Source organism: Streptomyces sp. NPDC059080, from assembly GCF_042739975.1.
In the GTDB taxonomy this organism is placed as follows: domain Bacteria; phylum Actinomycetota; class Actinomycetes; order Streptomycetales; family Streptomycetaceae; genus Streptomyces; species Streptomyces benahoarensis.
This window is the reverse complement of record NZ_JBHYGX010000064.1, coordinates 1-24,502: the sequence shown is the minus strand read 5'-3', so window position 1 is coordinate 24,502 and position 24,502 is coordinate 1. Positions and strand designations below refer to the sequence as shown.

The 24,502-nt window shown below is 74.6% G+C and carries 23 protein-coding genes; 16 read left to right on the top strand and 7 right to left on the bottom strand.

Features of this window, described 5'->3' with window-relative positions; all coding sequences use genetic code 11:
• Positions 1 to 298 precede the first annotated feature (298 nt).
• The 13 genes from ACFWWQ_RS28820 (at position 299) to ACFWWQ_RS28760 (ending at position 15,374) form a co-directional block, all read left to right on the top strand.
• The gene (locus ACFWWQ_RS28820; RefSeq protein WP_384602104.1) at positions 299 to 1,903 is read left to right on the top strand and encodes a phage tail sheath family protein; all 1,605 of its coding nucleotides are present in this window, start codon (positions 299 to 301) and stop codon (positions 1,901 to 1,903) included.
• A 120-nt stretch (positions 1,904 to 2,023) separates the two neighbouring features.
• Positions 2,024 to 2,467 carry a phage tail protein gene (locus ACFWWQ_RS28815; protein ID WP_143944641.1) on the top strand — a complete coding sequence of 148 codons (444 nt, stop codon included), beginning with the start codon at positions 2,024 to 2,026 and terminating at the stop codon, positions 2,465 to 2,467.
• On the top strand, positions 2,467 to 2,961 hold the full coding sequence (locus ACFWWQ_RS28810; protein WP_384602100.1) for a hypothetical protein: 495 nt from the start codon (positions 2,467 to 2,469) through the stop codon (positions 2,959 to 2,961). Before ACFWWQ_RS28815 ends, ACFWWQ_RS28810 begins: the two co-directional genes overlap by 1 nt.
• The gene (locus ACFWWQ_RS28805; RefSeq protein ID WP_345091290.1) at positions 2,958 to 3,116 is read left to right on the top strand and encodes a DUF6760 family protein; all 159 of its coding nucleotides are present in this window, start codon (positions 2,958 to 2,960) and stop codon (positions 3,114 to 3,116) included. Before ACFWWQ_RS28810 ends, ACFWWQ_RS28805 begins: the two co-directional genes overlap by 4 nt.
• Positions 3,117 to 6,028: 2,912 nt before the next feature.
• Positions 6,029 to 7,117 (top strand): hypothetical protein, encoded by a 1,089-nt coding sequence (locus ACFWWQ_RS28800; protein WP_384602098.1) that lies wholly within the window; start codon positions 6,029 to 6,031, stop codon positions 7,115 to 7,117.
• 51 nt (positions 7,118 to 7,168) lie between these two features.
• The gene (locus ACFWWQ_RS28795; RefSeq protein WP_384602096.1) at positions 7,169 to 7,606 is read left to right on the top strand and encodes a phage tail protein; all 438 of its coding nucleotides are present in this window, start codon (positions 7,169 to 7,171) and stop codon (positions 7,604 to 7,606) included.
• Complete coding sequence (locus tag ACFWWQ_RS28790; protein ID WP_384602094.1) at positions 7,606 to 8,337, top strand: peptidase M23; 732 nt, start codon at positions 7,606 to 7,608, stop codon at positions 8,335 to 8,337. The genes ACFWWQ_RS28795 and ACFWWQ_RS28790 overlap by 1 nt, the downstream gene beginning before the upstream one ends.
• The gene (locus tag ACFWWQ_RS28785) at positions 8,334 to 10,271 is read left to right on the top strand and encodes a VgrG-related protein (RefSeq protein ID WP_384602092.1); all 1,938 of its coding nucleotides are present in this window, start codon (positions 8,334 to 8,336) and stop codon (positions 10,269 to 10,271) included. Before ACFWWQ_RS28790 ends, ACFWWQ_RS28785 begins: the two co-directional genes overlap by 4 nt.
• Positions 10,271 to 10,723, top strand: coding sequence for a GPW/gp25 family protein (locus ACFWWQ_RS28780; protein ID WP_384602091.1), 453 nt, complete (start codon positions 10,271 to 10,273; stop codon positions 10,721 to 10,723). The genes ACFWWQ_RS28785 and ACFWWQ_RS28780 overlap by 1 nt, the downstream gene beginning before the upstream one ends.
• Positions 10,723 to 12,681, top strand: a complete 1,959-nt coding sequence (locus ACFWWQ_RS28775; RefSeq protein ID WP_384602089.1) for a putative baseplate assembly protein — start codon at positions 10,723 to 10,725, stop codon at positions 12,679 to 12,681. Before ACFWWQ_RS28780 ends, ACFWWQ_RS28775 begins: the two co-directional genes overlap by 1 nt.
• Positions 12,678 to 13,241, top strand: a complete 564-nt coding sequence (locus ACFWWQ_RS28770; RefSeq protein WP_384602087.1) for a phage tail protein — start codon at positions 12,678 to 12,680, stop codon at positions 13,239 to 13,241. Before ACFWWQ_RS28775 ends, ACFWWQ_RS28770 begins: the two co-directional genes overlap by 4 nt.
• Before the next feature lie 5 nt (positions 13,242 to 13,246).
• The gene (locus ACFWWQ_RS28765; protein WP_384602085.1) at positions 13,247 to 14,587 is read left to right on the top strand and encodes an NADase-type glycan-binding domain-containing protein; all 1,341 of its coding nucleotides are present in this window, start codon (positions 13,247 to 13,249) and stop codon (positions 14,585 to 14,587) included.
• Between the two features lie 205 nt (positions 14,588 to 14,792).
• The gene (locus tag ACFWWQ_RS28760; RefSeq protein WP_384602083.1) at positions 14,793 to 15,374 is read left to right on the top strand and encodes a TerD family protein; all 582 of its coding nucleotides are present in this window, start codon (positions 14,793 to 14,795) and stop codon (positions 15,372 to 15,374) included.
• 37 nt (positions 15,375 to 15,411) lie between these two features.
• Here ACFWWQ_RS28760 and crcB (ACFWWQ_RS28755) read toward each other — a convergent pair whose 3' ends face one another.
• From crcB (ACFWWQ_RS28755) to crcB (ACFWWQ_RS28745), 3 genes are read right to left on the bottom strand one after another with little or no spacing between them, the layout of a single operon-like run.
• A complete protein-coding gene (crcB, locus tag ACFWWQ_RS28755) occupies positions 15,412 to 15,789 on the bottom strand; it encodes a fluoride efflux transporter CrcB (RefSeq protein WP_384602081.1) in 378 nt (125 codons plus the stop codon).
• The gene (locus tag ACFWWQ_RS28750; RefSeq protein WP_384602079.1) at positions 15,786 to 16,130 is read right to left on the bottom strand and encodes a DUF190 domain-containing protein; all 345 of its coding nucleotides are present in this window, start codon (positions 16,128 to 16,130) and stop codon (positions 15,786 to 15,788) included. Before ACFWWQ_RS28750 ends, crcB (ACFWWQ_RS28755) begins: the two co-directional genes overlap by 4 nt.
• Entirely contained in the window at positions 16,127 to 16,612 is a 486-nt protein-coding gene (gene crcB, locus ACFWWQ_RS28745; protein WP_384602077.1) for a fluoride efflux transporter CrcB, read from the bottom strand. Before crcB (ACFWWQ_RS28745) ends, ACFWWQ_RS28750 begins: the two co-directional genes overlap by 4 nt.
• Before the next feature lie 782 nt (positions 16,613 to 17,394).
• Between crcB (ACFWWQ_RS28745) and ACFWWQ_RS28740 the strand changes: the two genes are divergently transcribed.
• Positions 17,395 to 18,852, top strand: a complete 1,458-nt coding sequence (locus ACFWWQ_RS28740; RefSeq protein ID WP_384602076.1) for an APC family permease — start codon at positions 17,395 to 17,397, stop codon at positions 18,850 to 18,852.
• 227 nt (positions 18,853 to 19,079) lie between these two features.
• Here the strand turns inward: ACFWWQ_RS28740 and ACFWWQ_RS28735 are convergent, their stop codons facing one another.
• Both ACFWWQ_RS28735 and ACFWWQ_RS28730 read right to left on the bottom strand, forming a co-directional pair.
• Positions 19,080 to 20,000, bottom strand: coding sequence for a M56 family metallopeptidase (locus ACFWWQ_RS28735; protein WP_384602074.1), 921 nt, complete (start codon positions 19,998 to 20,000; stop codon positions 19,080 to 19,082).
• Positions 20,000 to 20,383, bottom strand: coding sequence for a BlaI/MecI/CopY family transcriptional regulator (locus ACFWWQ_RS28730; protein WP_384602102.1), 384 nt, complete (start codon positions 20,381 to 20,383; stop codon positions 20,000 to 20,002). Before ACFWWQ_RS28730 ends, ACFWWQ_RS28735 begins: the two co-directional genes overlap by 1 nt.
• A 209-nt stretch (positions 20,384 to 20,592) precedes the next feature.
• Between ACFWWQ_RS28730 and ACFWWQ_RS28725 the strand changes: the two genes are divergently transcribed.
• A complete protein-coding gene (locus ACFWWQ_RS28725) occupies positions 20,593 to 21,204 on the top strand; it encodes a phosphatase PAP2 family protein (protein WP_384602072.1) in 612 nt (203 codons plus the stop codon).
• 63 nt (positions 21,205 to 21,267) lie between these two features.
• Here the strand turns inward: ACFWWQ_RS28725 and ACFWWQ_RS28720 are convergent, their stop codons facing one another.
• Both ACFWWQ_RS28720 and ACFWWQ_RS28715 read right to left on the bottom strand, forming a co-directional pair.
• Positions 21,268 to 21,957 (bottom strand): hypothetical protein, encoded by a 690-nt coding sequence (locus ACFWWQ_RS28720; RefSeq protein WP_384602071.1) that lies wholly within the window; start codon positions 21,955 to 21,957, stop codon positions 21,268 to 21,270.
• Between the two features lie 198 nt (positions 21,958 to 22,155).
• Positions 22,156 to 22,902 (bottom strand): phosphotransferase family protein, encoded by a 747-nt coding sequence (locus ACFWWQ_RS28715; RefSeq protein ID WP_384602069.1) that lies wholly within the window; start codon positions 22,900 to 22,902, stop codon positions 22,156 to 22,158.
• A gap of 300 nt (positions 22,903 to 23,202) precedes the next feature.
• Here ACFWWQ_RS28715 and ACFWWQ_RS28710 point away from each other — a divergent pair, with 300 nt between their 5' ends.
• Positions 23,203 to 24,306, top strand: coding sequence for a TerD family protein (locus tag ACFWWQ_RS28710; RefSeq protein WP_384602067.1), 1,104 nt, complete (start codon positions 23,203 to 23,205; stop codon positions 24,304 to 24,306).
• Positions 24,307 to 24,502 lie beyond the last annotated feature (196 nt).

The window sequence follows — 24,502 nt, the reverse complement described above, 5'->3', positions numbered from 1 at the left end:
GAGGCGTGTCGCAGGACTGGGGGCAGGGTCGACTGCCCCTAGGGACCGGGCCGGCTGCCCTCGGGGCCCGCACGGGCTGCACCCGGGCCCCCGGGACGCTCCGGGACCCGGCCCACCGCAGGTCAACGGGGGCCTCACGCGGCGTCCGGCGGCCCGATGCGCGGGCCCCGGCTGCCCGTTGGGGCATCGGCGCTGCCCCCGCTACGGCCCCGACGGACCTTCCGGACGCCAGGGGGCGGCGACAACAGTGGCGTACCCCACCGTCATACGGTTGTCGTACCCCGAGGAGAACCAGCGCATGCCGTCGTATCTGTCGCCCGGCGTCTACGTCGAGGAGGTCTCCAGTGGCTCCCGCCCGATCGAGGGGGTCGGCACGTCCGTGGCGGCCTTCGTGGGCCTGGCGCCCACGGGGCCGCTGAACCAGCCGACGCTGGTGACCAATTGGTCCCAGTACGTGGCCGCCTTCGGCGAGTTCACCGACGGCTACTACCTCGCCCACTCCGTCTACGGGTTCTTCAACAACGGCGGTTCGGCCGCGTACGTGGTGCGGGTCGGCGGCACCGGCGCGGACGCCGCGCAGGAGACCGCGGCACCGGCCGCGGTCCCGGCCGCCGCCGCGCCCGCCGAGCTGACGCCGGGTGAGCCCACCGCCCTGGGCACCTTCGCGGTCCGGGCGCTGACGTCCGGCACCGGCGGCGGTGCGCTCAGCGTCGAGGTCGCCGACCCGGAGGGCGAGGGCCCCGCCGAGCGGTTCCGGCTGCTGGTCAAGGACGGCGACAAGATCGCCGAGACCTTCGACGTCAGCGCCAAGAAGAGCACCCGCAACTACGTCGTCACGCAGGTCAAGGAACGCTCCAAGCTCATCACCGTCCTGGAGGCGGCGCCCGCGGCCCAGTTGGCGCGCCCCGACAACCAGACGGTGGAGCTGGCCCGGCCCGTGCAGGCGCACGCGGCCCCGGCGCCCGCCGTGCCGGGTGCGGCCCCGGCCGTCCACCCCGGCCCCGCCGAGTACCTCGGTGACTCCGCCGACCGCACCGGCTTCGGTGGCCTGGAGGCGGTCGACGAGATCTCGATGGTTGCCGTCCCCGACCTGATGGCCGCCTACCAGCGGGGCGCCGTCGGCCTGGAGGAGGTCAAGGCCGTCCAGCTCGGTCTGATCGCCCACTGTGAGCTGATGGGTGACCGCGTCGCCGTCATCGACCCGCCGCCCGGCCTCAACGCCCGGGACATCCGGGTGTGGCGCCAGGACACGGCGGGCTACGACTCGAAGTACGCCGCGGTGTACTACCCGTGGGTCAAGGTCTTCGACCCGGCGTCCGGCCAGACGAAGATGATCCCGCCGAGCGGTCACGTCTCCGGTATCTGGGCGCGCAACGACTTCGAGCGGGGTGTGCACAAGGCCCCGGCCAACGAGGTGGTGCGCGGCGCCGTCGACCTGGAGACCCAGATCACCCGCGGGGAGCAGGACCTGCTCAACCCGGTCGGCGTCAACTGCATCCGGGCGTTCCCCGGCCGCGGTATCCGCGTGTGGGGTGCCCGCACCCTCTCCTCCGACCCGGCCTGGCGCTACATCAACATCCGCCGGTACTTCAACTACCTGGAGGAGTCGATCCTGATCGGCACCCAGTGGGTGGTGTTCGAGCCCAACGACGAGGCGCTGTGGGCCCGGATCCGGCGGAACGTGTCCGCGTTCCTCGTCAACGAGTGGCGCAACGGCGCCCTGTTCGGCTCCCGTCCGGAGGACGCCTTCTACGTGAAGTGCGACGCCGAGACCAACACCCCGGAGTCGGTCGACCTCGGCCGGGTCATCTGCGAGATCGGTATCGCGCCGGTCAAGCCCGCCGAGTTCGTGATCTTCCGGCTGGCGCAGTTCTCCAGCGGCAGCGGCGAGCTGGAGGAGTAATGCCGCCGGGGGTGCGGCGCGGCCCCGAGCCACGCCCCGTCCCACCCGTACCTGACCGTCCCGTTCCCGGGGGTCCGGCATCCGCGCCGGTGTTCCCCGTCCCCGCACAGAGAGCGACCCATGAGTCTGCAGCCCGGTGATTCCCTCACCTCACACAATTTCGGCCTCCAGATCGACGGCGTGATGGTCGAGTACCTCCAGGAGGTCAGCGGCCTGAGCATCGAGCAGGACGTGATCGAGTACCAGCAGGTCTCCAGCCAGGGCAAGCCCGTCACGAAGAAGCTGCCAGGCGTAAAGAAGGCCGGTACCTGCACCGTCGTGCGCGGTATGACGCAGTCCGCGGCCTTCAACCAGTGGATCACCCAGTCCGTCAACGGCCAGATGTCGACGGCGCGGAAGAACGCCACGATCATGGTGATGGACTACATGAACACCCCGGTGAAGCGCTACAACATGCGCAACGCCTGGTGCAGCAAGGTCGACACCTCCACCGTCAAGGCCGGTGAGGCGTCCGCGCTGACCGAGACCGTGACCATCACCTTCGAAGAACTGGTCATCGAGTAATGCGCCGTACGGCCTCCCGGCCCGCGGCCGTCCCCGACCCGTTCGCCGCGCCAGCGGCCCCGGGCGGGGACCCCGCCGCGCCCGCCCAGCCCGCGGCGCCCACGCCCGCCGCCGAACCGGCGCCGCTGCGCACCGAGTTCGCTTTCGAGCTGCCGCGCGGCTACGTCGACGACGCAGGCGTGGTGCACCGCACCGGTTCGATGCGGCTGGCGACGGCCCGCGACGAGCTGGTGCCGCTGCGGGACATCAGGGTCCAGGAGAACCCGGCGTATCTGTCGGTGGTGCTGCTGGGCCGCGTCATCACCCGGCTCGGCACGCTGCCTCAGGTGCACGACGGCATCGTGGAGAACATGTTCGCCTCCGACCTGGCGTTCCTTCAGGACTTCTACCGGCAGGTCAACGCGGAGGGCCACACCCGGGCCGGGGTGACCTGCCCGCACTGCGAGCAGCCGTTCGAGGTGGAGCTGGGCGGGAGCCGCCTGGGGGAATCGTGACGTACGCGGCCGACCGTATCCACGCGGAGATCGCGTACGTCGCCTATCACTTCCACTGGAGCCTGGAGGACATCCTGGACCTCGAACACGGTGACCGCCGCCGGTACGCCGACGAGATCGCCGCACTGGTCAACCGCGCGGCGGCGGAGGGCTGATGGGACTCCTCGACAGGCTGCGCGGCCGCCGCCCGGAGGCGACGGACGGCGGTGCGTCCGTACCCACCGCCGGGCCCGCCGCGGCGGAAGCTGCCCCGGTGGACGCGACCGCGGACGCCGGGCACCGCGCTACGGCCGGATGGCCGGCGTTGCCGCCGATCCAGCGTGCCTTCGCCGACCGGGCGGACACCGTCGCCGACCGCGGGTTCGGCGCGTCGCTGACGACCTGGCAGAACCCGTCCTTCACCGGCACCCTCACCCATGCGGTGCTCGACAGCGGGCCCGGCGGGCGGATCGCTCAGTTGTCCGCCGCGCCGGGGCGTGGTGCGGGTGAACCGGATGCCGGTGTACCGGAGTTGCCGGTTGCAGGGCCGCGCCCGGTGGCCGGCGATGCGCCGTCCGACGGCGCGGAGCCGGAAGACGGCCCGGGCGCGCCGGTCGTGGTGGCGCGGGCGACCGGTCCGGAGGTCCGGCCGCTGGCGTCGGCTGCCGCCGCCCGTCCGGCGACGTTGACGTCGGCACCTCGCGGGCAGGCGGGGGGTTCCGGCGGTGCGGTGCGTACGGCGGTGCAGCGGCGGGAGTTGCCGGTGGCGCGGCCGGGTACGGCTGCTGCCCCGGCGCCACGGCCCGCGCCCGCCACGCCGGTGACGGGCGCGGGAGCCGGGCCTCGCTCCGGTGCGGGAACCGGGCCTCGCTCCGGCGCGGGAGCCGGGCCTCGCTCCGGTGCGGATTCCGGCCCGGTTGCTGGCTCCCACCCTGGGCCCGGCCCGGTTGCCGGCTCCCGCCCTGGGCCCGGCCCGGCCGCCGGGTCCGGTGCGGGGCATGGCGGCTCCCCGGCGGGTGGGGCGGACCTTCCGTCGCCGCCTGCCGCCGGTGCCGCTTCCCCGTCCGGCGTCGGTGCCGCGTTGCCGTCCGCCGACGGTGCCGCTTCGTGGTCCGATGCCGGGGTGCCGCCGGTGGCCGTGCAGCGGTCGTCATCGCGGGCCGACGGGACGATGCCTGATGCGGCGACCCGTGCGGTGCCGTCCTCGGCTTCCCCTGCCCTTGCCTCTGCCTCTGCCTCTGCCTCTGCCTCTGCCTCTGCCTCTGCCTCTGCCTCTGCCTCTGCCTCTGCCCGGGCCGCGAACTCCCCTGCTATGGCGGGTAGTTCCCGTACCTCGGATGCCCCGGACCGGCGTGGGAACTCCCCGGACGCGGCGCGCCCCGGCGGCGGTCGGCCGGGGGGCGCCCCGGGTCCCGGGCTCGCCCCTCCTCTCCCCGTGGTGCAGAAGGTCACGGGTGCCCCCGTCACGCCTCCAGGCACCGGGCAGCCGCGTCCTGCCCGTGCCGCCGGATCGTCATCGGCGCCCGGTCCCGGCTCGGGCACGGCACCGGGGACACCCTCCGCGTCGCGTACGCCCTCTTCGCCGGCTTCCGGCCACTCGTCGGCTCCGGATGCCGGTGTGCCGAAGGGCCTCGGGGCGCCGAAGAGTTCCGCCGCCTCCCAGGGCACCGGTGCGTCCGGTGCCGTCACCGTGTCGCGTACCACGGGTACGCCCGGCAGCTCCGGCGTGCGAGGGGCCGACGACTCGGCCCCCGCCTCGGGCGGCGACCATCCGCCGGCCGTCTCCCGCGCCCTGGCCGCGCCCGACTCGGCGCGTACGACGGGGACTCCGTCCGCTACGGGAACGCCGCGTCCGGCGGACGGCTCCGGTGCGGGCACGATGTCCCGCGTGCCCGGCAGCCCGGCAGCACCGTCCACCAACCCGTCGGTGTCCTCGCCCTCGGCCGTCCCGGCTGCGGGTCCTGGCACCGCTTTCGCTCGTCCGGCTCCCGGCGCGTCCCCGGCCCCCGCCGGACCGGCTTCCTCCGGACCGGCCCCCTCCGGGCCGACTCCCTCCGGACCCGGCGCCCGCCCGGTGCAGCGCAGCGCCCAGGGCGGCGCCGCGCGCAGGGGACTGGGCGCGCCGCGCGCCGTGCAGTCGCCTTCCGCCTCCGGCGCGCCCGCTCCGGCGACGCCGTCCGGCACACCGGTGCAGAAGCGACCGGCCCGGCTCAACCCGCCGACGGGGGCGGCATCTTCGGCTGCCTCGGCGTCACCGGTCGCCCCGGCGCCGTCCACGTCCGCACTGAGCGTGCCGTCCACGTCCGCGCCGAGCGCGCCGTCCGCGTCCGCGCCGAGCGCGCCGTCCGCGTCCGCGCCGTCCGCCCCGTCCGCCGTGGCCGCCGCACCGTCCATGGCTCCGGCGGCCCAGTCGGCCCAGTCGGCCCCGTCCGCCCCGGCGGCCTCGAACCCGGTGGTGCGTCCTGCCGCGCCGGTGCCCCCGGCCGCCCCGACGCGGTCGGCCCCCTCGGCCCCCTCGGCCCCGTCGGCGCCGACCCGCACCGCCCCCGCCAACTCTCCCTCACCGTCCGCTTCGTCGGGCGGATCCGCTGCCCCGGCACCGTCCACCGCTGCCCCGGGCCCGAGCCTGCCCGTCTCCCGCCGTACCGCACCGCCCTCCCCCGGGGCCGAGGAACCGGCCCGGCGCCGCCCCCTGCTGGGTGCCCCGCTGGTCACCCCGTCGCAGGCCGAACCGTCGCGCTCCGGCCCGGCGACCGGTGCCCCCCTCGCGCCGCGCCGCCCCGCCGGGCCCTCGGGCTCCTCGGCTGACCCGGGCAGCGGCCCCGCACCCGTCCAGCGCGCCGTCCCCGTACGCCGGGCCGAGGCGACGCAGCCGCCCGCTACGAGCCACGCAGGCACCGGGCACCGGACGGGCGGTGCACCGCAGCTCCCGCCGCCCACACCGATCACCCGTACCGTGTCCCCCACCACGCCGCCGGAGGCCAACCCCCGCACCGTCCAGCCCGTAGCCGCGGGGCCCGTGGCACCGGGGCCCGTGGCACCGGGGCCCGTGGCACCGGGGCCCGCCCCCTCGGGACCGGTAGCACCCGTGGTGCGGCCGGACGCACCGCCCGCCTCCGGCCCGTCCGCCGCGCCGCTGCGTCCGGCGGCAGCCCTGCCGCCGGCCTCCTCGCGCCCGCTGACCTCGGCCATGGCGCCCACCGCCCCGGCCGCCGCCCCCGTTCAGCGCCGCACCGCCCCGTCTGCCGCACCGCTGCGCACCGCCCCGTCGGCCGCCCCGCTGCGCGCCGCCCCGGCTCCGGGCGCGCCCTCCGTCCCGCTCCCGCACCCGCCGACGGGCCCGGCACGGCAGCCGGGCGGCCCGGCCACGCAGCGCACGCCCGCTGCCCCGCTCCCGCAGAGCGCGCCCGGCACCCCCGTACCGCTGCGGCAGCTCCCGACCAGCCCGGCACCGCACACCCCCTCTGTCACCACAGCGCTCAACGGCCCCTCGGCCCCACGCGCCGCCGCACCGCGATCCGGAGCCGCCCGACAGGCCGTCCCCCTGCGCGCGGCCCCGGCGCCCGGCGGTCCCCACGACGCGCCCCGGCGACCGCCGGTCCCGCTCCCGGCCACGCCCGGCGCCCAGCCGCCCGCCCTCCAGCGGAAGGCCGCGCCGCTGACGCCCCGTCCGACGCGCGTGCCCGCCGGGCTCCCGGCCCCGGCCCCGGTACCGCAGGCGCAAGCGCAGGCGCAGGCGCAGGCGCAGGCACCGACGCCGAGCGCCGCCGCCTCGGCCCTACCGAACCTCCCGCCTCTCGCCGCCGTCCAACGCGCCCCGGAACAGGGCGAGCCGGAGCGGCGGCCCCTGCTGGAGAAGAGCGCCCCCACCGCACGGGACACCGCCCCCGCCCCGCCCCTCGTCAGCGGAAGGAACAGCCCGGCGCCGGAGCGGAATCAGCCCCGTGAGCAGCACCCCCCGAAGCGCACCTCCGCCCGTAACCGCCAGACCCCGAAGGAAAGTTCCGGAAAGCGGTCCGCCGGTCGGGAGGGAGCCGAGTTCGATGCCCGGACCCTGACCGACGGGCAGGTCGATGAGCTGGTGCACCGGCTGACCGGGCTGCTGATCCCCCGGCTGAAGGCCGAGTTCCGGCACGACCGGGAGCGCATCGGCAGACTCCGCGACCCGCGCCGCTGACGCGGCGCACCTCCGCTTTGCCCTGACGTCCGTACCAGAAAGGCCGCCGCGATGCCCAGCGATCTCGATCCGGGATCCACCATCTTCTTCACCCTGACCATCGACGGCGAGAGTCTGGGGTACTTCAACGGCTGCGAAGGGCTCGCCTCCGAGGTGGAGATCGAGCACCACCAGGAGGGCGGCAACAACGGCTTCGTCTGGCAGCTGCCGTCCCGCGTCACCTTCTCCAGCATCCGGCTGACCCGGCCGCTGACCCCGGACACCTCGAAGGTCGCGGCCTGGATCTCGTCGGTGACCACCGGAGTGCGCCGCCCCACCGCGCAGATCGCGGCGCTGCGGGCGGACGGTTCGATCGTCGCCCGCTGGGGTCTCATCGACGTGCTGCCGGTCCGCTGGCAGGGGCCGTCCCTCGACCCGGCGAGTCCGGGCGTGGCCACCGAGGTCCTGGAGATCGCCCATCACGGGTTCACGGATGCGGGGGGCGCGTGATGGCACCCGGTTCCGGTGGCAAGGGTGCGGGCAAGAGCCTGGTCCGCGCCTCGCTCGCCATTCATGAACCGCCGGTCGGCGAGAGCACCACGCCCGGCGGGCTGATCCGTACGTTCGGCTTCGACTTCAACCCCTCGCAACTGGCGCTCAGCCAGCGCGCCGACTGGAAGGCGACGCCCGCGCCCGCCGTGCGCGACGGCTCGCTCCCCGAGTTCATCGGCTCGTACGCCCGGGAGCTGAGCCTGGAGATCTTCCTGGACTGCTCGGGCAAGCCGGACAGCAACGAGGTCCTGAAGAAGGTCGAGGCGCTGCTCTTCTGCTGCGAGGTGACGGCCGCGAGCATCGCCGCGAAGCGGCCGTCGACGCCGTGGGTGGTATTCGAGTGGGGCGGTTTCTCCACCGCGCACTTCACCGCGTACGTGGCCTCCGTCGACGTCTCGTACACGCTGTTCGGCACCACCGGACTGCCGATCCGGGCCACCTGCCAGGTGCGGCTGGGTGAGATCCCCACCGACACCAAGGGGCAGAACCCGACCTCCGGGGCGCTGACCGCGCGACGGGTGCACCGGCTGGTGGCCGGGGACTCGCTGCCGTCGCTGGCCTGGCGGGAGTACGGCGACGCCGGGGCGTGGCGGGCCATCGCCACGGCCAACGGCATCGACGACCCGTCCCGGCTGTCGCCCGGTACCGAACTGATGCTGCCCGCGGTCGAGGAGGTGACCGGATCATGACCAAGCTCGCCTACTCCAGCGTCATCCACGTCAAGATCGGTGGGTCCCCGCTGCCGAGGAAGCTGCTGCCGTACCTGTCGGACGCCTGGGTGGACCTCGGCTCCGGGGTGCCCGGCGCCTTCCAGCTGACCTTCCGCGATCCGCACCGCAAGCTGCTGGGCGCCGCCGGGATCAAGATCGGCACCGAGATCGTGCTGGCGCCCGTCGCCGACGGCAAGGGCGCCCAGGACCCGCTGCTCTCCGGCGAGGTCACCGCCCTGGAGACGGAGTACGACGGCACCGGCACGTTCACCCTGGTCCGCGGCTACGACCTCGGTCACCGGATGCTGCGCCAGCGCCGGGTCGCCGGCTACACGCGGATGACGGCGGCGGCCATCGCCCGGAAGCTGGTCGCCAAGAGCGGTATCTCCCTCGGCCGGATCGAGTCCACGAAGGGGACGTACGACTTCCTCACCCAGGACAACGTCACCGACTGGGACTTCCTCTCCCGCCTCGCGGACGAGAACGAGAAGGTGATGTTCCTCGATCCGCGCGGGCGCTTCCAGTTCGTCACCCCCGACCGGGCGTCGGGCGCCCCGCCGGAGAGCACCCCGGGCGACAAGAGCCCGTACGTCCTCCAGGCGGGCGTCGACATCCTGCGCTGCCGCTCCGCCGTCGCCGCCGCCGATCAGGTGCCGCGGACGGAGACGCGCGGCTGGGACGTGCAGAGCAAGAAGGCGCTGCGGGAGCGGTCGACCGCGAAGGACAACCCCGGCTTCTCCATCGGCACCACGCCGGGCAAGGCCGCCGCGGCGTTCCCGACCTCCCCCCTCGTCGAGACCGGCACGCCCTACGACCAGCAGGCGCAGGTCAAGCGGGCGGCGGACGCACTGGCCGACGACGTCACGGCGTCCTTCGCAGAGCTGGAGGTCACCGTGCGCGGCGCGCCGAAGCTGCGGCCGGACACCCCGGTGACGCTCACCGACGTCGGCGAGCCCTTCGAGGGCAAGTACACGGCGACGGGCGTACGGCACGTCTTCGCCTCGGGGCGGCACTACGAGACGTGGGTGACCGTCACCGGACGCCAGTGGCGGTCGCTGTTCGGAGTGGCGTCCGGCGGCACCGCGGTCTCCTCGCGGCTGCCGTCCGTCGCCAACGCGATCGTCACGGATGTGAAGGACCCGCTGAAGCAGGGCCGGGTCAAGCTGCGGTTCCCGTGGCTGGACGACCAGTACGTCAGCGACTGGACGCGCACCGTGCAGCTGGGCGGGGTGGACGGCGGCAGCATCGTGCCGCTGGACGTCAAGGACGAGGTGCTGGTGGCGTTCGACCGCGGGGCGCTGGACCATCCGTACGTCATCGGCGGGCTGTACAACGGCAAGGACAAGCCGGAGAACGGCGATGTGCCGCTGCACGACCGGCTCAGCGGGAAGGCGAGCCGCCACACCGTCGCCGACCGGGAGAACAACCGCGTCGATCTGCTCAGCCAGAAGAGCGGGCGACGCAAACGCGGGGTGCGGCTGCGGACCGGGGACGACCGGCTGACCGTCGAACTCGACCGCACGAAGACGCAGATCACCGTCGACAGTTCCGGGAGCGTGAGCATCAAGGGCAACACGACGGTGTCCGTGGAGGCCAAGGGCGATCTGTCGCTGCGGGCCGGCGGGGCGATGAACATGTTCGCGGGCGGGGCGATGAGCCTCACGGCGGGCGGGGCGATGTCGGTCAAGGGCGGCCTCGATCTGGCCCTCCAGGCCGGTGCCATGTTCAACCTGTCGGCGGGCGCCGCGGGCACGATCGACGCCGGGGCGATGCTGCACATGGCCGGCGGGGCCGATGTGAACCTGATCGCCGGTGCGGCCATGCAGATCCTGGCGACCGGCAACGTGGCGGTCGTGGCCGCGGAGGTCGCGTTCGCGGGCTATGTCACCGTCGACGGGGTCCCGGTGATCTGATGCCTGAACAGTTCGTCGGATCCGGTTGGTCGTTCCCGCTGCGCATCAGTCCGACCGGGGGGATCTCCCTGGTCAGCGGGGAGCGGGAGGTGGAGGAGGCCATCCATCTGGTGCTGGCGACGGCGCCCGGTGAGCGGCCGATGCGGCCGGAGTTCGGCTGTGCCATCCACGACATGGTCTTCGCGCCGGTCAACGAGGCCACCGCCGGCCGCATCCAGCACGAGGTGCACACCAGCCTCGACCGGTGGGAGCCGCGTATCGAGGTGCACGACGTGGAGGTGTCCGCCGGCGACGAGCCGGGCGTCCTCTTCATCGATGTGCGCTACACGATCCGCGGCACCAACAACCCCCGCAACCTCGTCTTCCCCTTCTACGTCATTCCCGCCCACGACGGCCCCGACTCCGCCCCCGGCCCCGACTCCGGCGGCCCGTCCACCGAAAGCGACCGCTGATGGCCCTGCCTTCCCCGAACCTCGACGACCGGCGCTTCCAGCAGTTCGTCGACGACGCCAAGCGCTACATCCAGCAGCGCGCCCCGGAGTGGACCGACCACAACGTGTCCGATCCCGGGGTGACGCTCGTGGAGACCGTCGCGCACATGGCCGACCAGATCGTCTACCGGCTCAACCGCGTCCCGGAGAAGAACCACCTCGCCTTCCTCGACCTCGTCGGCATCACGCTCTTCCCGCCGTCGGCGGCGCGGACGCAGGTGACGTTCTGGCTGTCCGCCGCGCAGGACGAGCCGGTGCAGGTGCCGCTGGGCACCGAGACCGCGACGGTGCGGGCGGACAGCGAGGAGGCGGTGGTCTTCGCCACCGAGCGGGACCTGACGGTGGTGCCGTGCACGCTCGCGCATCTCGCGGTGCAGAACGAGGGGCAGCCGGTCACCGACCGGACCGCCGACCTCGAAGAGGGCGCGGACCTGCTCTGCTTCGCCGAGGCGCCGCGGCCGGGCGACTGCATGCTGCTGGGGCTGAGCGCCGCGGTGCCGCACTGCGCGGTGGCGCTGCGGCTCGACAGCCGGGTCGACGGTGTCGGTGTCGACCCGCGGCAGCCGCCGCTGGTGTGGGAGGCGTGGACCGCCGACGGGTGGGCGGCGTGCGAGGTCGACCAGGACACCACCGGTGGTCTCAACCGGCCCGGTGACGTGGTGCTGCACGTGCCCGGCGGCCATGTGCTGTCCCGGTCGGGGCGGAACGAGGCGGGCTGGATCCGCTGCCGCGTCACCGAGGCGGCGTCCGGCCAGCCCTTCTACACCACGTCGCCCACGGTGCGGTCGGCGGAGGCGTTCACGGTGGGCGGCACCGTCCCGGCGGTGCACGCCGAGACGGTGTACGACGAGACGCTCGGCGAGTCCGGCGGGCTGCCCGGCCAGCGGCTGCGGCTGGCCCGTACGCCCGTCGTCGGCGACGCCCCGCCGCTCCACCTCCAGGTCGCCGAGTACGACGGTTGGACGGACTGGGAGGTGGTGCCGCACTTCGCGGGGTCCGGGCCCGACGACCGGCATGTGACGCTGGACGCCACCACCGGGGAGATCGCGTTCGGCCCGTCGGTGCGGGAGCCCGACGGGACGCTGCGCCGCTACGGCGCGATGCCGCCGAAGGGCGCCGTGATCCGCGCCCGCCGCTACCGCACCGGCGGCGGCCGCACCGGCAACGTCGCCCGGGGCGCGGTGCGCGCGCTGCGGGACTCCGTGCCGTACGTCGCCGAGGTGATCAACCGGGAGGCGGCGCGCGGCGGGGTGGACGGCGAGACCGTCGGGGAGGCACGGGCCCGCGCGCCGATCACGCTGCGGGCGCAGGACCGCGCGGTGACGCTGCGGGACTACGAGGAGCTGGCCCGGCGGGCGGCGCCGGAGACGGCGCGGATCACCTGCCTGGCGGGCGACGAGGAGGAGCACGGGGCGTACGCGGTGCGGGTGCTGGTGGTGCCGCAGGCGGTACCGGACCCGGGCGGGCGGCTGCGGTTCGAGCAACTGGTGCCCGCGGACTCGCTGTTGGAGCGGGTGACGCGGTATCTGGACGAGCGGCGGCTGATCGGCACCCGGCTCGCGGTGGGCCCGCCGTTCTACCAGGGCGTCACGGTCGTCTCGACGCTGCACGCGTTCCGGGGCGTGGACGTGGACCGGGTGCGGCGGGAGGCGCACGACGCGCTCTACCGGCACCTCGATCCGCTGACCGGCGGCGCGGACGGCACCGGCTGGCCGTTCGGGCGTCCGGTGCAGGCCGGTGAGGTGTTCGCGGTGCTCCAGCGGGTGCCGGGGGTCGAGCTGGTGGACGAGGTGCTGCTGCACCCGGCCGACCCGCTGACCGGCAGGCGCGGCGACCAGTCGGACCGTATCGCTCTCGATCCGTCGTCTCTGGTGTTCTCCTTCGACCACCGGGTCCGGGTCATCGGGGACGCGTCGTGAGGGGGTCGGTGGACGGGCTGGCGTCGTCGGCGCCGCTGGGCCCGATGCTCCCGGCGGTCTTCGCGGACGATCCGCTGGCGCAGGATTTCGTGGCGGGTCTGGACGAGGTGCTGGCGCCGCTCCTCAACGTCCTGGACTGCCTGGACTCGTACTTCCGGCCGTCGCTGGCACCGGCCGACTTCACCCGCTGGCTGGGCTGGTGGGTGGGGGCCGACACCGACGGCATCGACGACGGTGACGCCGCCGGGGAGGCGCGGCTGCGGGCCGCGGTGGCCGCGGCGGCCCATCTGCACCGGGTGCGCGGTACCCGCCGCGGGCTGGCGGAGACGGTGCGGCTGGCGTTCGGTGCCGAACCGGAGATCACCGAGAGCGGCGGGGCGGCGTGGAACGCCCGCCCGCGCGGCCCGGCCCCGGGCGAGCGCCGCCCCCGGCTGCACGTCGCGCTCCGGCTGCCGGCGCCGACCGCCGCGGACCTCCACCAGTTGGACGCCCTCGTGGCGGCCGCCCGCCCCGCCCATATGCCGTACACCGTCGAGGTGTTGACGGCGGAAAGGACCTGACCGACATGAGCAACAGTCCGTCCTCCGGAGTCTCCGGCGAGGACGCGCGCCCTGCGGCCTGCGAACAGTGCGGTACGCCGCACGAGGCGGGACAGCCGTTCTGCGACACCTGCGGCGCCGTCCTGCGCTGGACGCCCGGCGGCACCGCCCACCCGGCACCGCGCGCCGCCGCTGACCGGTCGACGGCCGGTCCGGACGCGGACACCGCCGGCCTGCCGCCCGCCACGGGCCGCCCGGCCGCGTCGGACCGTACGTCCGGCACCGCGGGCACCGGGCGGGAGCGGACGGCGGGGACCGCCGGGACCGGTGGCACGGCGGGGTCCGGCGCCACGGGTGACACCGCGGGTTCCGGCGCCGGTGCAGCGGCGGGCCCCGGCCCGCTGCCCGCGCCCGCGCCGGGCACCGCGTCCGCCTCGTCCGGCTCCGTGCCGTCGGCCGGTGCCACCGATCCGGCCGAGGACGAGCGGGCCCGTGCCCGGGCGTTGCTCGTGCCGGTCGACGATCCGCAGGGGGAGCAGGAGCGGCCGTCCGTGGCGCCCGTGCTGCCGGGGCAGCCGGTCGCGGCGCGGCCGCAGGTCCGGGCGCCGGGCGAGTACCGGACCGTGGACGGGGTGGCCTGCCCCTGGTGCGGTACCCCCAACCGGCCGGACCGGCACTTCTGCTGCCGCTGTGCGATGCGGTTGGCGTCGTCCCCCGAGGGTCCGGCGCGACTGCCGTGGTGGCGGCGGCTGTTCGACCGCCGCAACCGGGAGCAGCCGTGGGCCGGGGACCGGCCGCGGCTGCGCTGGCAGATCGGGCGCGTCCTGCGGTGGCTGGCCATCGCCGCGGCGCTCACCCTCGTCGTGATCGGGCTGTTCCAGACCGATACGGCGATCCAGGCGATCCGTGACCACTTCGCCAAGCGGGCGCTGGTGAGCCCGGAGTCGGCCACCGCGTCCGCTTCGTTCGCGAAGCACGGGCCGGACCAGGCGTTCGACCCGTTCAGCAACACCTGGTGGGGGCCTGGGGTTTCGCCGGGTACGGGGAACTGGCTGGAGGCGCGGTTCTCGGATCCGGTGCGGCTGCTGGACATCGGCATCACGCCCGGTGAGTCGTCCCACGCCGAGGCCCTCACCAAGTCGGCGCAGCCGCACCGGATCTCGGCGCAGATCACCATGGACAACGGGCACGTCGAGAACCGCATCCTCAACCTCGACCAGGGCAGCGGTTTCCAGCACCAGTCGTTCCGGTACGGCGATGTGGTCAAGGTGCGGCTCACCGTGGACTCGGCGTACGGGACGGGTCCGTACAAGCAGGTGGCCATCGCCGCGGTCGAGTTCTTCGGCCCGTCGCACAGCCAGGGGTGACGGCGGCGCGCGGGGCCCGTCCGGGAGCGGGCGGGCCCCGTGCGACACCCCGCCGGGCCGGCCCTGCGCCGGGCCCGTGCGCGTCGCCCCCCGCCTTCTCTACAGTGCTGTAGATTTTGCGTTTCCGCAGCCGGGCGGGCGCGCCCGCGGCACGCCCGTCGTCCGGTGGGCACCGCCCGGTTCACCGTCACGACAGAGGAATCTGATGTCCGTAAACCTGAGCAAGGGCCAGAAGATCAGCCTGAGCAAGTCCGACGGCGGCGCGCTCACCCTCGTGCGGATGGGCCTGGGCTGGCAGGCCGCGGGCCGCAAGGGGTTCTGGGCCAAGCTCACCGCCAAGGAGATCGATCTGGACGCCTCGGCGGTGCTCTTCGCCGGGCAGCAGCCCGTCGATGTCGTCTTCTTCCAGCATCTGGTCAGTGACGACGGTTCGGTGCGGCACACCGGCGACAACCGCGTGGGCGGCGCCGGTGAGGGCGGTGACGACGAGTCGATCCTGGTGGACCTGGGGAAGGTGCCCGGCAACGTCGACCAGATCGTCTTCACCGTCAACTCCTTCACCGGGCAGACGTTCCAGGAGGTGCAGAACGCCTTCTGCCGTCTGGTCGACGAGACCACCGGTCAGGAGCTGGCCCGCTACACCCTCGACGGCGGCGGCGCGCACACCGCGCAGATCATGGCCAAGGTGTACCGCTCGGACCAGGGCTGGCAGATGGCCGCCCTCGGCTCCCCGGCGAACGGCCGCACCTTCCAGGACCTGATGCCGTCCATCGCCGCGCATCTGTGACGCGTGCGCCGCACCCGGTACGCCGGGTGCGGCGCCGTCACGTCCCCCAGAGCGCTCCGGCGAGCGCCGCGCCCAGGAAGGCGGCGCCGAGGCCCGCGATGAGCTGGGCGACGACATGGGCCGCCGCGAGGAGCCGCGCGCCGTCCTCGGCCAGCCGCAGCGTCTCGTACGAGAACGTCGAGTACGTCGACAGCGCCCCGCACAGCCCCGTGCCCAGGGTCAGCTGCACCTGGGAGGGGACCGCACCGGACGCCGCCGCGCCGGTGATCAGGCCGAGGATCACGCACGCCGAGACGTTGACGGTGAAGGTGCCCCAGGGGAACACCGAATCGTGGCGGGCCTGGACGGCGCGGTCGGTGAGGTAGCGCAGCGGGGCGCCGACCGCGGCTCCGGCGATGACGAGCAGCCAGTTCACCGGCGCACCTCGTTCCGCGCGTACCGGAGGGTTTCGCAGACGTCCAGGGTGACCAGGCCGTCGCCCATCACCTCGTCCAGCTGCGGCAGGAAGCCGCGGATACGTTCCTCGGTGTCGATGAGGACGACGGCGACCGGCAGGTCCTCACTGAGCGACAGCAGGCGGCTGGTGTGGATGACGGACGAGGAGCCGAAGCCCTCGATGCCGTGGAAGACGGAGGCACCGGCGAGCCCGGCGGCGCGAGCACGGTGGACGATCTCGACGAAGACCGGCTTGTGGTGCCAGGTGTCGTGCTCCCCGACGTAGACGGTCGCCCGCAGCGCGGAACCGGTGATCCTCACTTCTGCCTCCCTACGACGAGGCGGCGGGTGACCGTCGCCGCGAGGGTCACGGACACCAGCGCCGCCACGAGGGTCAGCGCCAGATAGGCGAGCCCGGTGCGGCCCCGGCCGTCGGCCATCAGGCGCTGGATCTCCACGGCGTAGGTGGAGAACGTGGTGAAGCCGCCGAGCACGCCGGTGCCGAAGAAGGGCCGGACCAGGCGGTGGGCGGCCCAGACCTCGGTGATCAGCACCATGAAGACGCCGATGACGGCGCAGCCGAGGGAGTTGACCGCGAGCGTGGTCCAGGGGAAGCCGCCGCGCGGGGTGGGCCACAGCAGCGAGGCGCCGTAGCGGGCGCAGGCGCCGAGGACGCCGCCGAGGGCGACCACGCCGACGACGGCGCCCTGACCGGTCAGCGGGGTACGGCGCCGCGCGGGCGGGCGGGCGCCGCCATCGGGATCCACCGGGTCGTCACACACCGGTTCCTGGGCCTTCACCATGCGTCTCTCCTACTCGCGGCGCACCGTCGCCGGGCGCACATCGTCGCAAGTAGGGACCGTTGGCGGCGTACGTGCCGCGGTTGGGTACGGCGGGCCCCACCGCCGTGCGGCGCCCACAGGCGCGCGTGGCTCCACGGTACCTCCGGGCCGCCGGGCACCTGTACCGGGGATGGCCGAAAACGAACCCCTGGCGGCGGGAGCGGTCCCGTAGCCCGTACGGGGTGTTCCGTACGGGTGGACGCCGGTGGGTCCGGCGCGGACGGGCGGGCGGGAGACGCGGGCGTCCGATGCGGGAGGGCGGACCGCGGCGGACCGGCGGCCTGCTTCCCGTACCAGGTCAACGGCGTTTCCGGGCCTCGCTTCCGGCGCCGCCGGGCCCGCGCGACGGATTCCACAGGCGGCGGGAAACGCAGGAATCCGGCGCACCGCGGCGGGGCGGGCGAGGGCCGCCACGCGCCCGCGCCGGAGCCCGCCGCCCTCTTGCGGCACCGTCCCCGCCGCCCGCGGGAGAACCCCGCCTGGTCCGCCCTCTCACGCGGGACGGTGCCACTGATTCCGTTTCTTCGCCACAAAAGTGGCACCAATACCTCCCCATCACCCCTGTCCTGCAACGGATTTCGTTGTCTCGCGAATTTCATATGAAACCTTGACGCGCCCCTGGGACGGGGGTTTCATTCGGTCACCGAAACGGCGACCGCGCCCTGTCGCGCTCCTGGGGTCGCACCGCTTCGTGGCACCACCTCTTCGGCACGCCCCTCAGCCGCTCGCACGATGGGACACGGATGACCACTACGCCCTCCACACCCGTTGCCTCCGCGACCCCCGCGGCGGATCCGCATCCGGCGCCGACGGCCGGGGCGGACACGGGCGCCGCGACCGGCGGAGCCCCCCAGCTCAACCGCTCGATCGGCGTGGTGGGCGGCACCCTGCTCACCCTCTCCTGCCTGACCCCGGCCTCCTCGCTCTTCGTGATCGTGCCGGACTCCTTCGCGACGCTCGGCACCGGCGCCGCGCTCACCCTCGCCATCGCCGCCGTGCTCTGTATCGGCGTCGCGTTCACCTACTCCGAGCTGGGCACGCTGATCCCCAGCTCCGGCGGCGAGTACGCCATGGTCGGCACGTTGATGGGGCGGCTGGCCGGGTGGCTGGTCTTCGTCCTGTCGCTGATCGTCGTCATGATCGTGCCGCCGATCATCGCGCTGGGCACCGCCGACTATCTGGCGCCGCTGACCCCGCTCGATCCGCAGTGGACCGCCGCCGGGGTGATGCTCCTCGCCACCGCCATGGGCCTGCTCGATCTGCGGGCCAACGCCTGGATCACCGGTATCTTCCTGGTCCTGGAGGTGGTGGCCGCCGGGGTCGTCGCCTTCCTCGGCTTCAGCCACACCAGTCGTTCCGCGTCCGTCCTGGTCCACCCGGTGATCGCCACGCCCGGCGGGCACAGCACCGCGCTGACCGCGGGCCTGGTGGTGACCGGCCTGGCCACCGCGCTCTTCATCCTCCAGGGCTTCTCGACGGCGGTGTACCTCGCCGAGGAGATGGAGAACCCGCGGCGCAACGTCTCCCGCACGGTCCTGTGGACGCTGGGCATCGGCGCGGCGGTCGTCCTCGTACCGGTCGTCGCGATCACGCTGGGCGCGCCGGACCTGGCGACGCTGACCTCCGGTGACGTCGCGGGCATGGTGGAGTCCTGGAGCAATTCGGCGGTCGGTACGTTCGTCAGCCTGTGTATCGCGCTGGCGATCATCAACGCGGCGATCGTGATGGTGATCCAGAACTCGCGGGTGGTCTTCGCCTCGGCGCGCGACGCGGCCTGGCCGGGCGGCGTCAACCGGGCCCTGTCCCACCTCGGGCAGCGCTTCGGCTCCCCCTGGGCGGCGACGCTGGCGGTGGGCGTCCCCGGGGCGGCCCTGTGCTTCGTCAACCTGGACACGCTGAGCGAGGTCACCGGCGTCGCCGTCGCGGCGATGTACGTCTTCGTGGCGCTGGGCGCGCTGGTCTCCCGGCGGGGCGCGCACCGGCACCGCGCGGCGTGGCGGATGCCGCTCTGGCCGGCGATCCCGGCGCTGCTCGTGCTGGTCCTGGTGTGGGTGCTGTGCCAGCAGAGCATCGAGAGCCTGGCGATCACCGGCGCGATCGTCGCGGCGGCGGGCCTGTACTGGGCGTGCTACCTGCGGCCGCGCCAGGACACCCACTGGGTGATCTCGGTACCGGAGGAAGGGGCCGAGGAAGGCGCCTGACCGGGTACACCGCCGGGCGCCCGGACCGCCTGGTGCCGGAGCCCGGACCGCCTGGTGCCGGAGCCCGGACGGTTCGCCGGTGCCGGAAGCCCGCGGCCGGTCCCGGTGCCTGGGCCCGGACGGTTCGCCGGCCCCCCGGGCTGGCGGCGGGCCGGACGCCTGGTCCCGGACGGTCCGCAGCCCCGGCCCTCGCCGCCCCGGACTCCCCGCGCCCTCCGGGGCCCGGCTCACGGCCGTTCGCCCTGGGCCACCTCGATATGGGCGTGCAGGGTGTCGGCGGCGCTCAGTTCCGCCGCGCCCGTGGTGACCAGGCAGAGCAGCAGTCCGGCGGCGACGGCGCGGCGCAGCCGGGGTGCCGGACGGGCGCCCATCTCACGGCCGAGCAGCGCCGCCACCCGGCGGGGCACCGGCCCGGCGGTGGCCGCCAGGACGGTACGGGGCCGGGGCGCGGGGCCGCCCGCGAGCGCCGCCCGGCCCACCGCGCGGGCGGCCAGCGCCCGGTCGCCGACGGCGTCCGCGGCGGCCTCGTCGGCGATCCGCTCCAGCGCGTATCCGAGCGGCGCGCGAAGGCCGCGCAGCGCCGGATGGCAGCGGGCGGCGAGGTCCACGGCGGCGAGCAGCAAATGGTGACGGCCGCGTAGATGGGCGCGTTCATGGGCGAAGAGGGCTGTGCGTTCGTCTGGTTCCAGGGCGCGCAGCATCGCGGTGGTCACCACGATCCGGCCGGGGCGGCCGGGCAGCGCGAAGGCGTCCGGCCGCGCGTCGGGGACCACCGCCAGCTCACCGCGGACCGCGCCGGCCCGTGCGCGGGCGTCCCGCAGGTCCGCGCGGTGGCCGAGGAGGCGCACCGTCACCGCGGCGGCGCTCGCGCCCAGCAGACCGGCGGCCGCCACCGAGACACCGACGGTCACGGCGGGCGGCCCGTCGGCGAGCGGGGTGAGCAGTTCGCCGGCGGCGGCCACCCACGGCAGATACGACGCGCCGGGGATCACCAGCAGCGCCAGCGCCGCCGCGGTACAGCCGGCGAGCCCCACCGCGACGCAGACCAGCAGCGCGGCGGCGCGGCGCGGCGCGAGGGCGTCGGCCAGCCGCCGGGCCGCCGGGACCGCGAGGAACGGCACGAGCAGCGGGACCCACACCAGGGACATCACGGGCGGCCTCCGGCGGGGCCCTCGTCGAGGAGGGAGCGCAGCAACCGCTCGTCCTCGTCGGAGAGCTGGGAGACGAACCGGGCGAGCGCGGCCCCTCGGTCCTCGTCCTTCGCCAGCTCCGAGTGCATCCGGCGGGCAGTCAGCCCGGGGGCGTCCTGGGCGGGCGCGTAGGCGTAGCCGCGGCCGGAGCGGGCGCGGACGACGGTGCCCTTGTCGTGGAGGCGGGTGAGGATCGTGGTGACCGTGGTGCGCGCCAGCGACCCGCCGAGCGCCTGCTGGACCTGGCCGGGGGTGAGCGGACCGTCCACCGCCCACAACACGGCGAGCACACCGGATTCCAGCCCACCGGCGGGCCGCCGCTCCTTGTCCGCACCGTTCATCGCACCCGTCTCCGCACCGCTCATGGCGACCAGCCTCCCATATCGTCGTCTACAGTGACGTAGTCGGTCTACAGCGATGTAGACGTCCGTGCCGTCCGGTCCGGGCCTCCCTCCGGGGCGGACGGCACACCGGAGAGGCCCCGCGCGCGGCGCCCGCCCGCACGCCCCCTTCCGCTCACCAGGAGCCGGACCCTTCACAAGGAGCTGCCGTGACCCTTCCGCTCGCCTCCGGTGGAGCCTCCCTCGACGGGGGGCTCTACCTCTGGGTGACCGATCTCGCCGCGCACGCCCCGGCGCCGTGGAACACCGCGGTGTCGGTGTGGACGGACTTCGGCCTCGCCGCGTTCGTCCTGTGTCTGGCCGTCGCCTGGTGGCGGGCGCGCGCCGGCGGGGACGCGGTCCGGATGGCGCGGGTGCTGGCCGTGCCGGTGGTGATCGTCGCCGCGTACGTCGTCAACGACCTGGTCAAGGCGGTCTTCGACGAGCGGCGGCCGTGCCAGGTGCTGCACACCGTCACCGTCCAGGCGTGCCCACCTCCGGGCGACTGGTCGTTCCCCAGCAATCACGCCGCCATCGCCGGGGCCGCCGCCGTGGCACTGCTCCTGGTGGACCGGCGCATCGGCGCGCTCGCGGCGGTGCTGGCGCTGCTGATGGCCGCGTCCCGGGTGTGGGTGGGCGCGCACTATCCGCACGATGTCGCGGTCGGGCTGGTGGTCGGCGCGGCCGTCGCCTGTGCGGTGACCGTCCCGGCGGGCCGCGCCGCGCCCCTGGTGGAGCGGTTGCGGACCACGCGGCTGCGGCCGTTGGTGGCGGCAGCGTGACGGCGGGCGGTCGCGGCACTTTCTCGCCAGGCCGCCCCACCCCGCTCACGCCCGCCCCCACCCTCACTCCCCCGCCGCCAAGGCCCGCCCCCGCGCGGCCGTGACCAGCTCGACGGCCTGATCCCGGGTGCGGCCCGGCACCGCGTTCCAGTCGCCGATCAGCGCCTGCCAGCCGCGGTGCCGCAGTTCGCCGAGGAGGTGGGCGGCGGCGCGTTCCGCGGCGTCCTCGGAGCCGACGCCGAGCGCCACCGCGCCGAGGAGCGCCCCGCAGACACACCGGCGGCCGCGGCGGTCCCGCAGCCGGTGGGGGCGCTGCTGCCAGCCCCAGGTACGGAGGATCTCGGCGGTGACGGCGAGTTGGGTGCTGGGCCGGTGGGAGAGTCCGGGGCGGCGGCGGTGCGCCCAGTCGGGCAGCGCGCGGGCGAACCGGCCGGGCAGCCGCACCTCGACGTCCGGGCGGGTGCCGTGGCGGGGTACTGCGCGCAGCGCCTCCGCGACGAGTTCGTCGACGGTGGCACCGACCAGCCGCCGGGCCGCCGGATCGGCGGGCGCGGTGCGCCCCCAGCCCGCGGCGATACCGTCCCAGGCGGCCCGTTCCCCGGGGTCCGGGCGTACGGGTTCCGGGCGTACGGGTTCCGGGCGTACGGGTTCCGGGCGTACGGGTTCCGGGGCGGCGCCCGGGCCCGTCCCGGAGTCCACCAGGCGGGCGGCGGCCCGGTCGAGGGCGGTGACGGTCAGCTCCGGGACGGGCATGAGGTCCCCTTCGCGGCGCGGCAGGATGGCGGCCGCGATCACCGCGGCACATCCGAGACCTTATGTCCCTATTTGCGGTTTTTCCTCTTACGGCTCCCCACAAAAGGAGGTTTCTGAGCCCAGAGGATGGCCTGCTCGATGCGGCAGAGCGCACTCGATGCGTCAGAGCGCACTCGTAGCAGTCGGGCCCGCGCAGCCTCACATCCGGGATCTCAGCACGTCGACCTCGCAGCCCGGCGCGAACGGGTCGAAGCCGTGCTCGATCAGCCAGCGAACTGCCAGCAGGCTTCGCAACGACCACCACGCGTGGATCACGTCGAGGTCGATGTCGGCGCCATAGCCGGCGAGGACGTCGTCGAGGTGCTCCTCGTGTCCGAGCGTGAAGGTGGCGAGGTCGTACAGGGCATCACCCTGGCCCGCCTCGGACCAGTCGATGATGCCGGTGACCTCGTCGCCGTCGACGAAAACGTGCGCGATCTGCAGGTCGCCGTGCGTGAACGCCGGAGTCCACGGCCGGAGTGCGGCCTCGGCGACCTGGCGGTTGTGGGTGACCAGGTCAGCGGGCAGGAGGCGGTTCGTCACGAGCAACTCGCACTCGTCGTCGAGTTCCGCCGCCAGCGCGACGATGCTCCGGCCGGCCCGGCCGGGCCAGGGCGGCAGCGGCGCGTCGTGCAGCTTCCGGACGGCGGCGCCCGCCGCGGCCCACGCCGCCGGTGACCCGGTCGACGGCCCGCCGAGGCGCCCAAGCGTCGTCCCCGGGAGCGCGGCGATCGCGAGCACGGGCGGCTTGCGCCACAGGACCTCCGGGATCGGGACCGGCGCGAGGGACATTGCCTCGACCTCGACGTCGATGCGCGCCTGATCGGCGTCCACCTTCAAGAACACGTCACCGACGCGCAGGGTCGCGCGCTCGGAATGGGCGACAACGACTTTGACCTCATCCATGGGCGACCAGTATCCCGGGGATGATCGCCGACGTCGCCGGGTTTGTCGCGTCCGATGACGCGGCCGACTGCGTCCCGGTACCCGGCTGGGGCCGATGTCATGGCCGCCCGGCGGTCACCGGCGGGGCGACACCGCCCGGCGGCCGGACCGGCCCGTCCGCGCCACCTGGCCGAAGAGCGCCGGGTCAGCGCCGTATCACCCCTGCGGACCAGGCATACTTCAGTCGTTGCGCAATCCGGGAACCATAGGATCGCGGGAAACCGAAGGACGCCGTGCGGTACGGCAGTTGTGGAGGAAGAGATGACGGTGGCCCTGACCAAGGGCGGCAATGTGTCGCTCAGCAAACAGGCCCCCGGCCTGACCACCGTGCGGGTGGGGCTGGGCTGGCGGACCGAAGCCACCGGAGGGACCGGCTGCGATCTGGACGCGAGCGCGCTGCTGTGCGACGACTCCGGAAAGGTGCTGTCCGAGGCGCACTTCGTCTTCTTCAACAACCTCCGCAGCCCCGAGGGCGCGGTGACCCTCTCTCCGGACGCCCTGGCCGACGGCAGCGGCGACGACGCGCGGATCGACATCGACCTCGGCGCCGTGCCCGCCGCCGTCACCAAGATCGCCTTCCCGGTCTCGCTCTACGAGGCGGAGGACCGCCGCCAGAGCTTCGCGCAGGTCACCGCCGCCCACATCCGGGTGACCGCCGGGGACGGCGGCGCCGACCTTGCCCGCTACGACCTGCACGGCGCGGGCGGCGCCGAAACCGCCATGGTCTTCGGCGAGTTGTACCGCCACGGCGCGGAGTGGAAGTTCCGCGCCATCGGCCAGGGTTACGCCTCCGGGCTCGCCGGTATCGCCCAGGACTACGGCGTCGACGTGCTGCGCCCGGAACCCGCCGCCCCGGCACCGCCCGCGCCCGCGATGCCTCCGGCGCCCCCGCTCCCCCCGGAGCCCGCCGCCTTCGCCCCGGCCGGTCACGCCACCGTCCCGGACCCCGCACCCCACCCCGCACCGATCGGAGACACCGACATGACCTGCTTCTTCGACCCCTCGCACGGCCCCGGCACGACGCCGGTCATGTGGTCGCCGCAGTGGGGCGTCCCGCGTCAGATCACCTCGTGCCCCGGCTGCGCCCAGCGCGTCCAGACCACCCCGCCGCCGTACTACACCGTGCCGCAGCAGGGCTACCCCCAGCCCGGCTACCCGCAGCAGCCCGCGCAGCCGGGCTACCCCCAGGCGGCACCCACGCAGCCGGGGTACGCGCAGCCCGAACAGCCGCAGCAGGGACGCCGGTTCGGCACCGGCGCGCTCATCGGCGCCGGTGCGGCCGGTCTGGTCGGCGGCGCGCTGCTCAACGAGGCGTTCGACGACGATGAGCCCGACGTGATCGTCAACAACTACTACGAGGACTGAGCCCGCCGCGCGACGGAACGGCCACGCCGACGGGCGGACCCGTTCCGCCCCGAAGTGCGCGGCCCGCAAACCGTCCTGACGTGGCGTGGGGGGGGGGGGGGCCCGCCCCCCCCCCCCCCCCCCCCCCCGCGCGGGGCGCCCCCCCCCCCGCCCCCGCCGCCGCGGCGGGCGGCCCGGCCGAGGGCGCGGGGGGGGA

What these genes read in the sequence shown, in the direction of transcription:
- ACFWWQ_RS28720 (WP_384602071.1), bottom strand. Translation starts at nt 21,957, where the DNA reads ATGCCCGTCCCGGAGCTGACCGTCACCGCCCTCGACCGGGCCGCCGCC.
- ACFWWQ_RS28790 (WP_384602094.1), top strand. Translation starts at nt 7,606, where the DNA reads ATGGCACCCGGTTCCGGTGGCAAGGGTGCGGGCAAGAGCCTGGTCCGC.
- ACFWWQ_RS28760 (WP_384602083.1), top strand. Translation starts at nt 14,793, where the DNA reads ATGTCCGTAAACCTGAGCAAGGGCCAGAAGATCAGCCTGAGCAAGTCC.
- ACFWWQ_RS28740 (WP_384602076.1), top strand. Translation starts at nt 17,395, where the DNA reads ATGACCACTACGCCCTCCACACCCGTTGCCTCCGCGACCCCCGCGGCG.
- ACFWWQ_RS28730 (WP_384602102.1), bottom strand. Translation starts at nt 20,383, where the DNA reads ATGAACGGTGCGGACAAGGAGCGGCGGCCCGCCGGTGGGCTGGAATCC.
- ACFWWQ_RS28735 (WP_384602074.1), bottom strand. Translation starts at nt 20,000, where the DNA reads ATGTCCCTGGTGTGGGTCCCGCTGCTCGTGCCGTTCCTCGCGGTCCCG.
- crcB (WP_384602077.1), bottom strand. Translation starts at nt 16,612, where the DNA reads ATGGTGAAGGCCCAGGAACCGGTGTGTGACGACCCGGTGGATCCCGAT.
- ACFWWQ_RS28775 (WP_384602089.1), top strand. Translation starts at nt 10,723, where the DNA reads ATGGCCCTGCCTTCCCCGAACCTCGACGACCGGCGCTTCCAGCAGTTC.
- ACFWWQ_RS28715 (WP_384602069.1), bottom strand. Translation starts at nt 22,902, where the DNA reads ATGGATGAGGTCAAAGTCGTTGTCGCCCATTCCGAGCGCGCGACCCTG.
- ACFWWQ_RS28815 (WP_143944641.1), top strand. Translation starts at nt 2,024, where the DNA reads ATGAGTCTGCAGCCCGGTGATTCCCTCACCTCACACAATTTCGGCCTC.
- ACFWWQ_RS28820 (WP_384602104.1), top strand. Translation starts at nt 299, where the DNA reads ATGCCGTCGTATCTGTCGCCCGGCGTCTACGTCGAGGAGGTCTCCAGT.
- ACFWWQ_RS28795 (WP_384602096.1), top strand. Translation starts at nt 7,169, where the DNA reads ATGCCCAGCGATCTCGATCCGGGATCCACCATCTTCTTCACCCTGACC.
- ACFWWQ_RS28710 (WP_384602067.1), top strand. Translation starts at nt 23,203, where the DNA reads ATGACGGTGGCCCTGACCAAGGGCGGCAATGTGTCGCTCAGCAAACAG.
- ACFWWQ_RS28780 (WP_384602091.1), top strand. Translation starts at nt 10,271, where the DNA reads ATGCCTGAACAGTTCGTCGGATCCGGTTGGTCGTTCCCGCTGCGCATC.
- ACFWWQ_RS28810 (WP_384602100.1), top strand. Translation starts at nt 2,467, where the DNA reads ATGCGCCGTACGGCCTCCCGGCCCGCGGCCGTCCCCGACCCGTTCGCC.
- ACFWWQ_RS28765 (WP_384602085.1), top strand. Translation starts at nt 13,247, where the DNA reads ATGAGCAACAGTCCGTCCTCCGGAGTCTCCGGCGAGGACGCGCGCCCT.
- ACFWWQ_RS28785 (WP_384602092.1), top strand. Translation starts at nt 8,334, where the DNA reads ATGACCAAGCTCGCCTACTCCAGCGTCATCCACGTCAAGATCGGTGGG.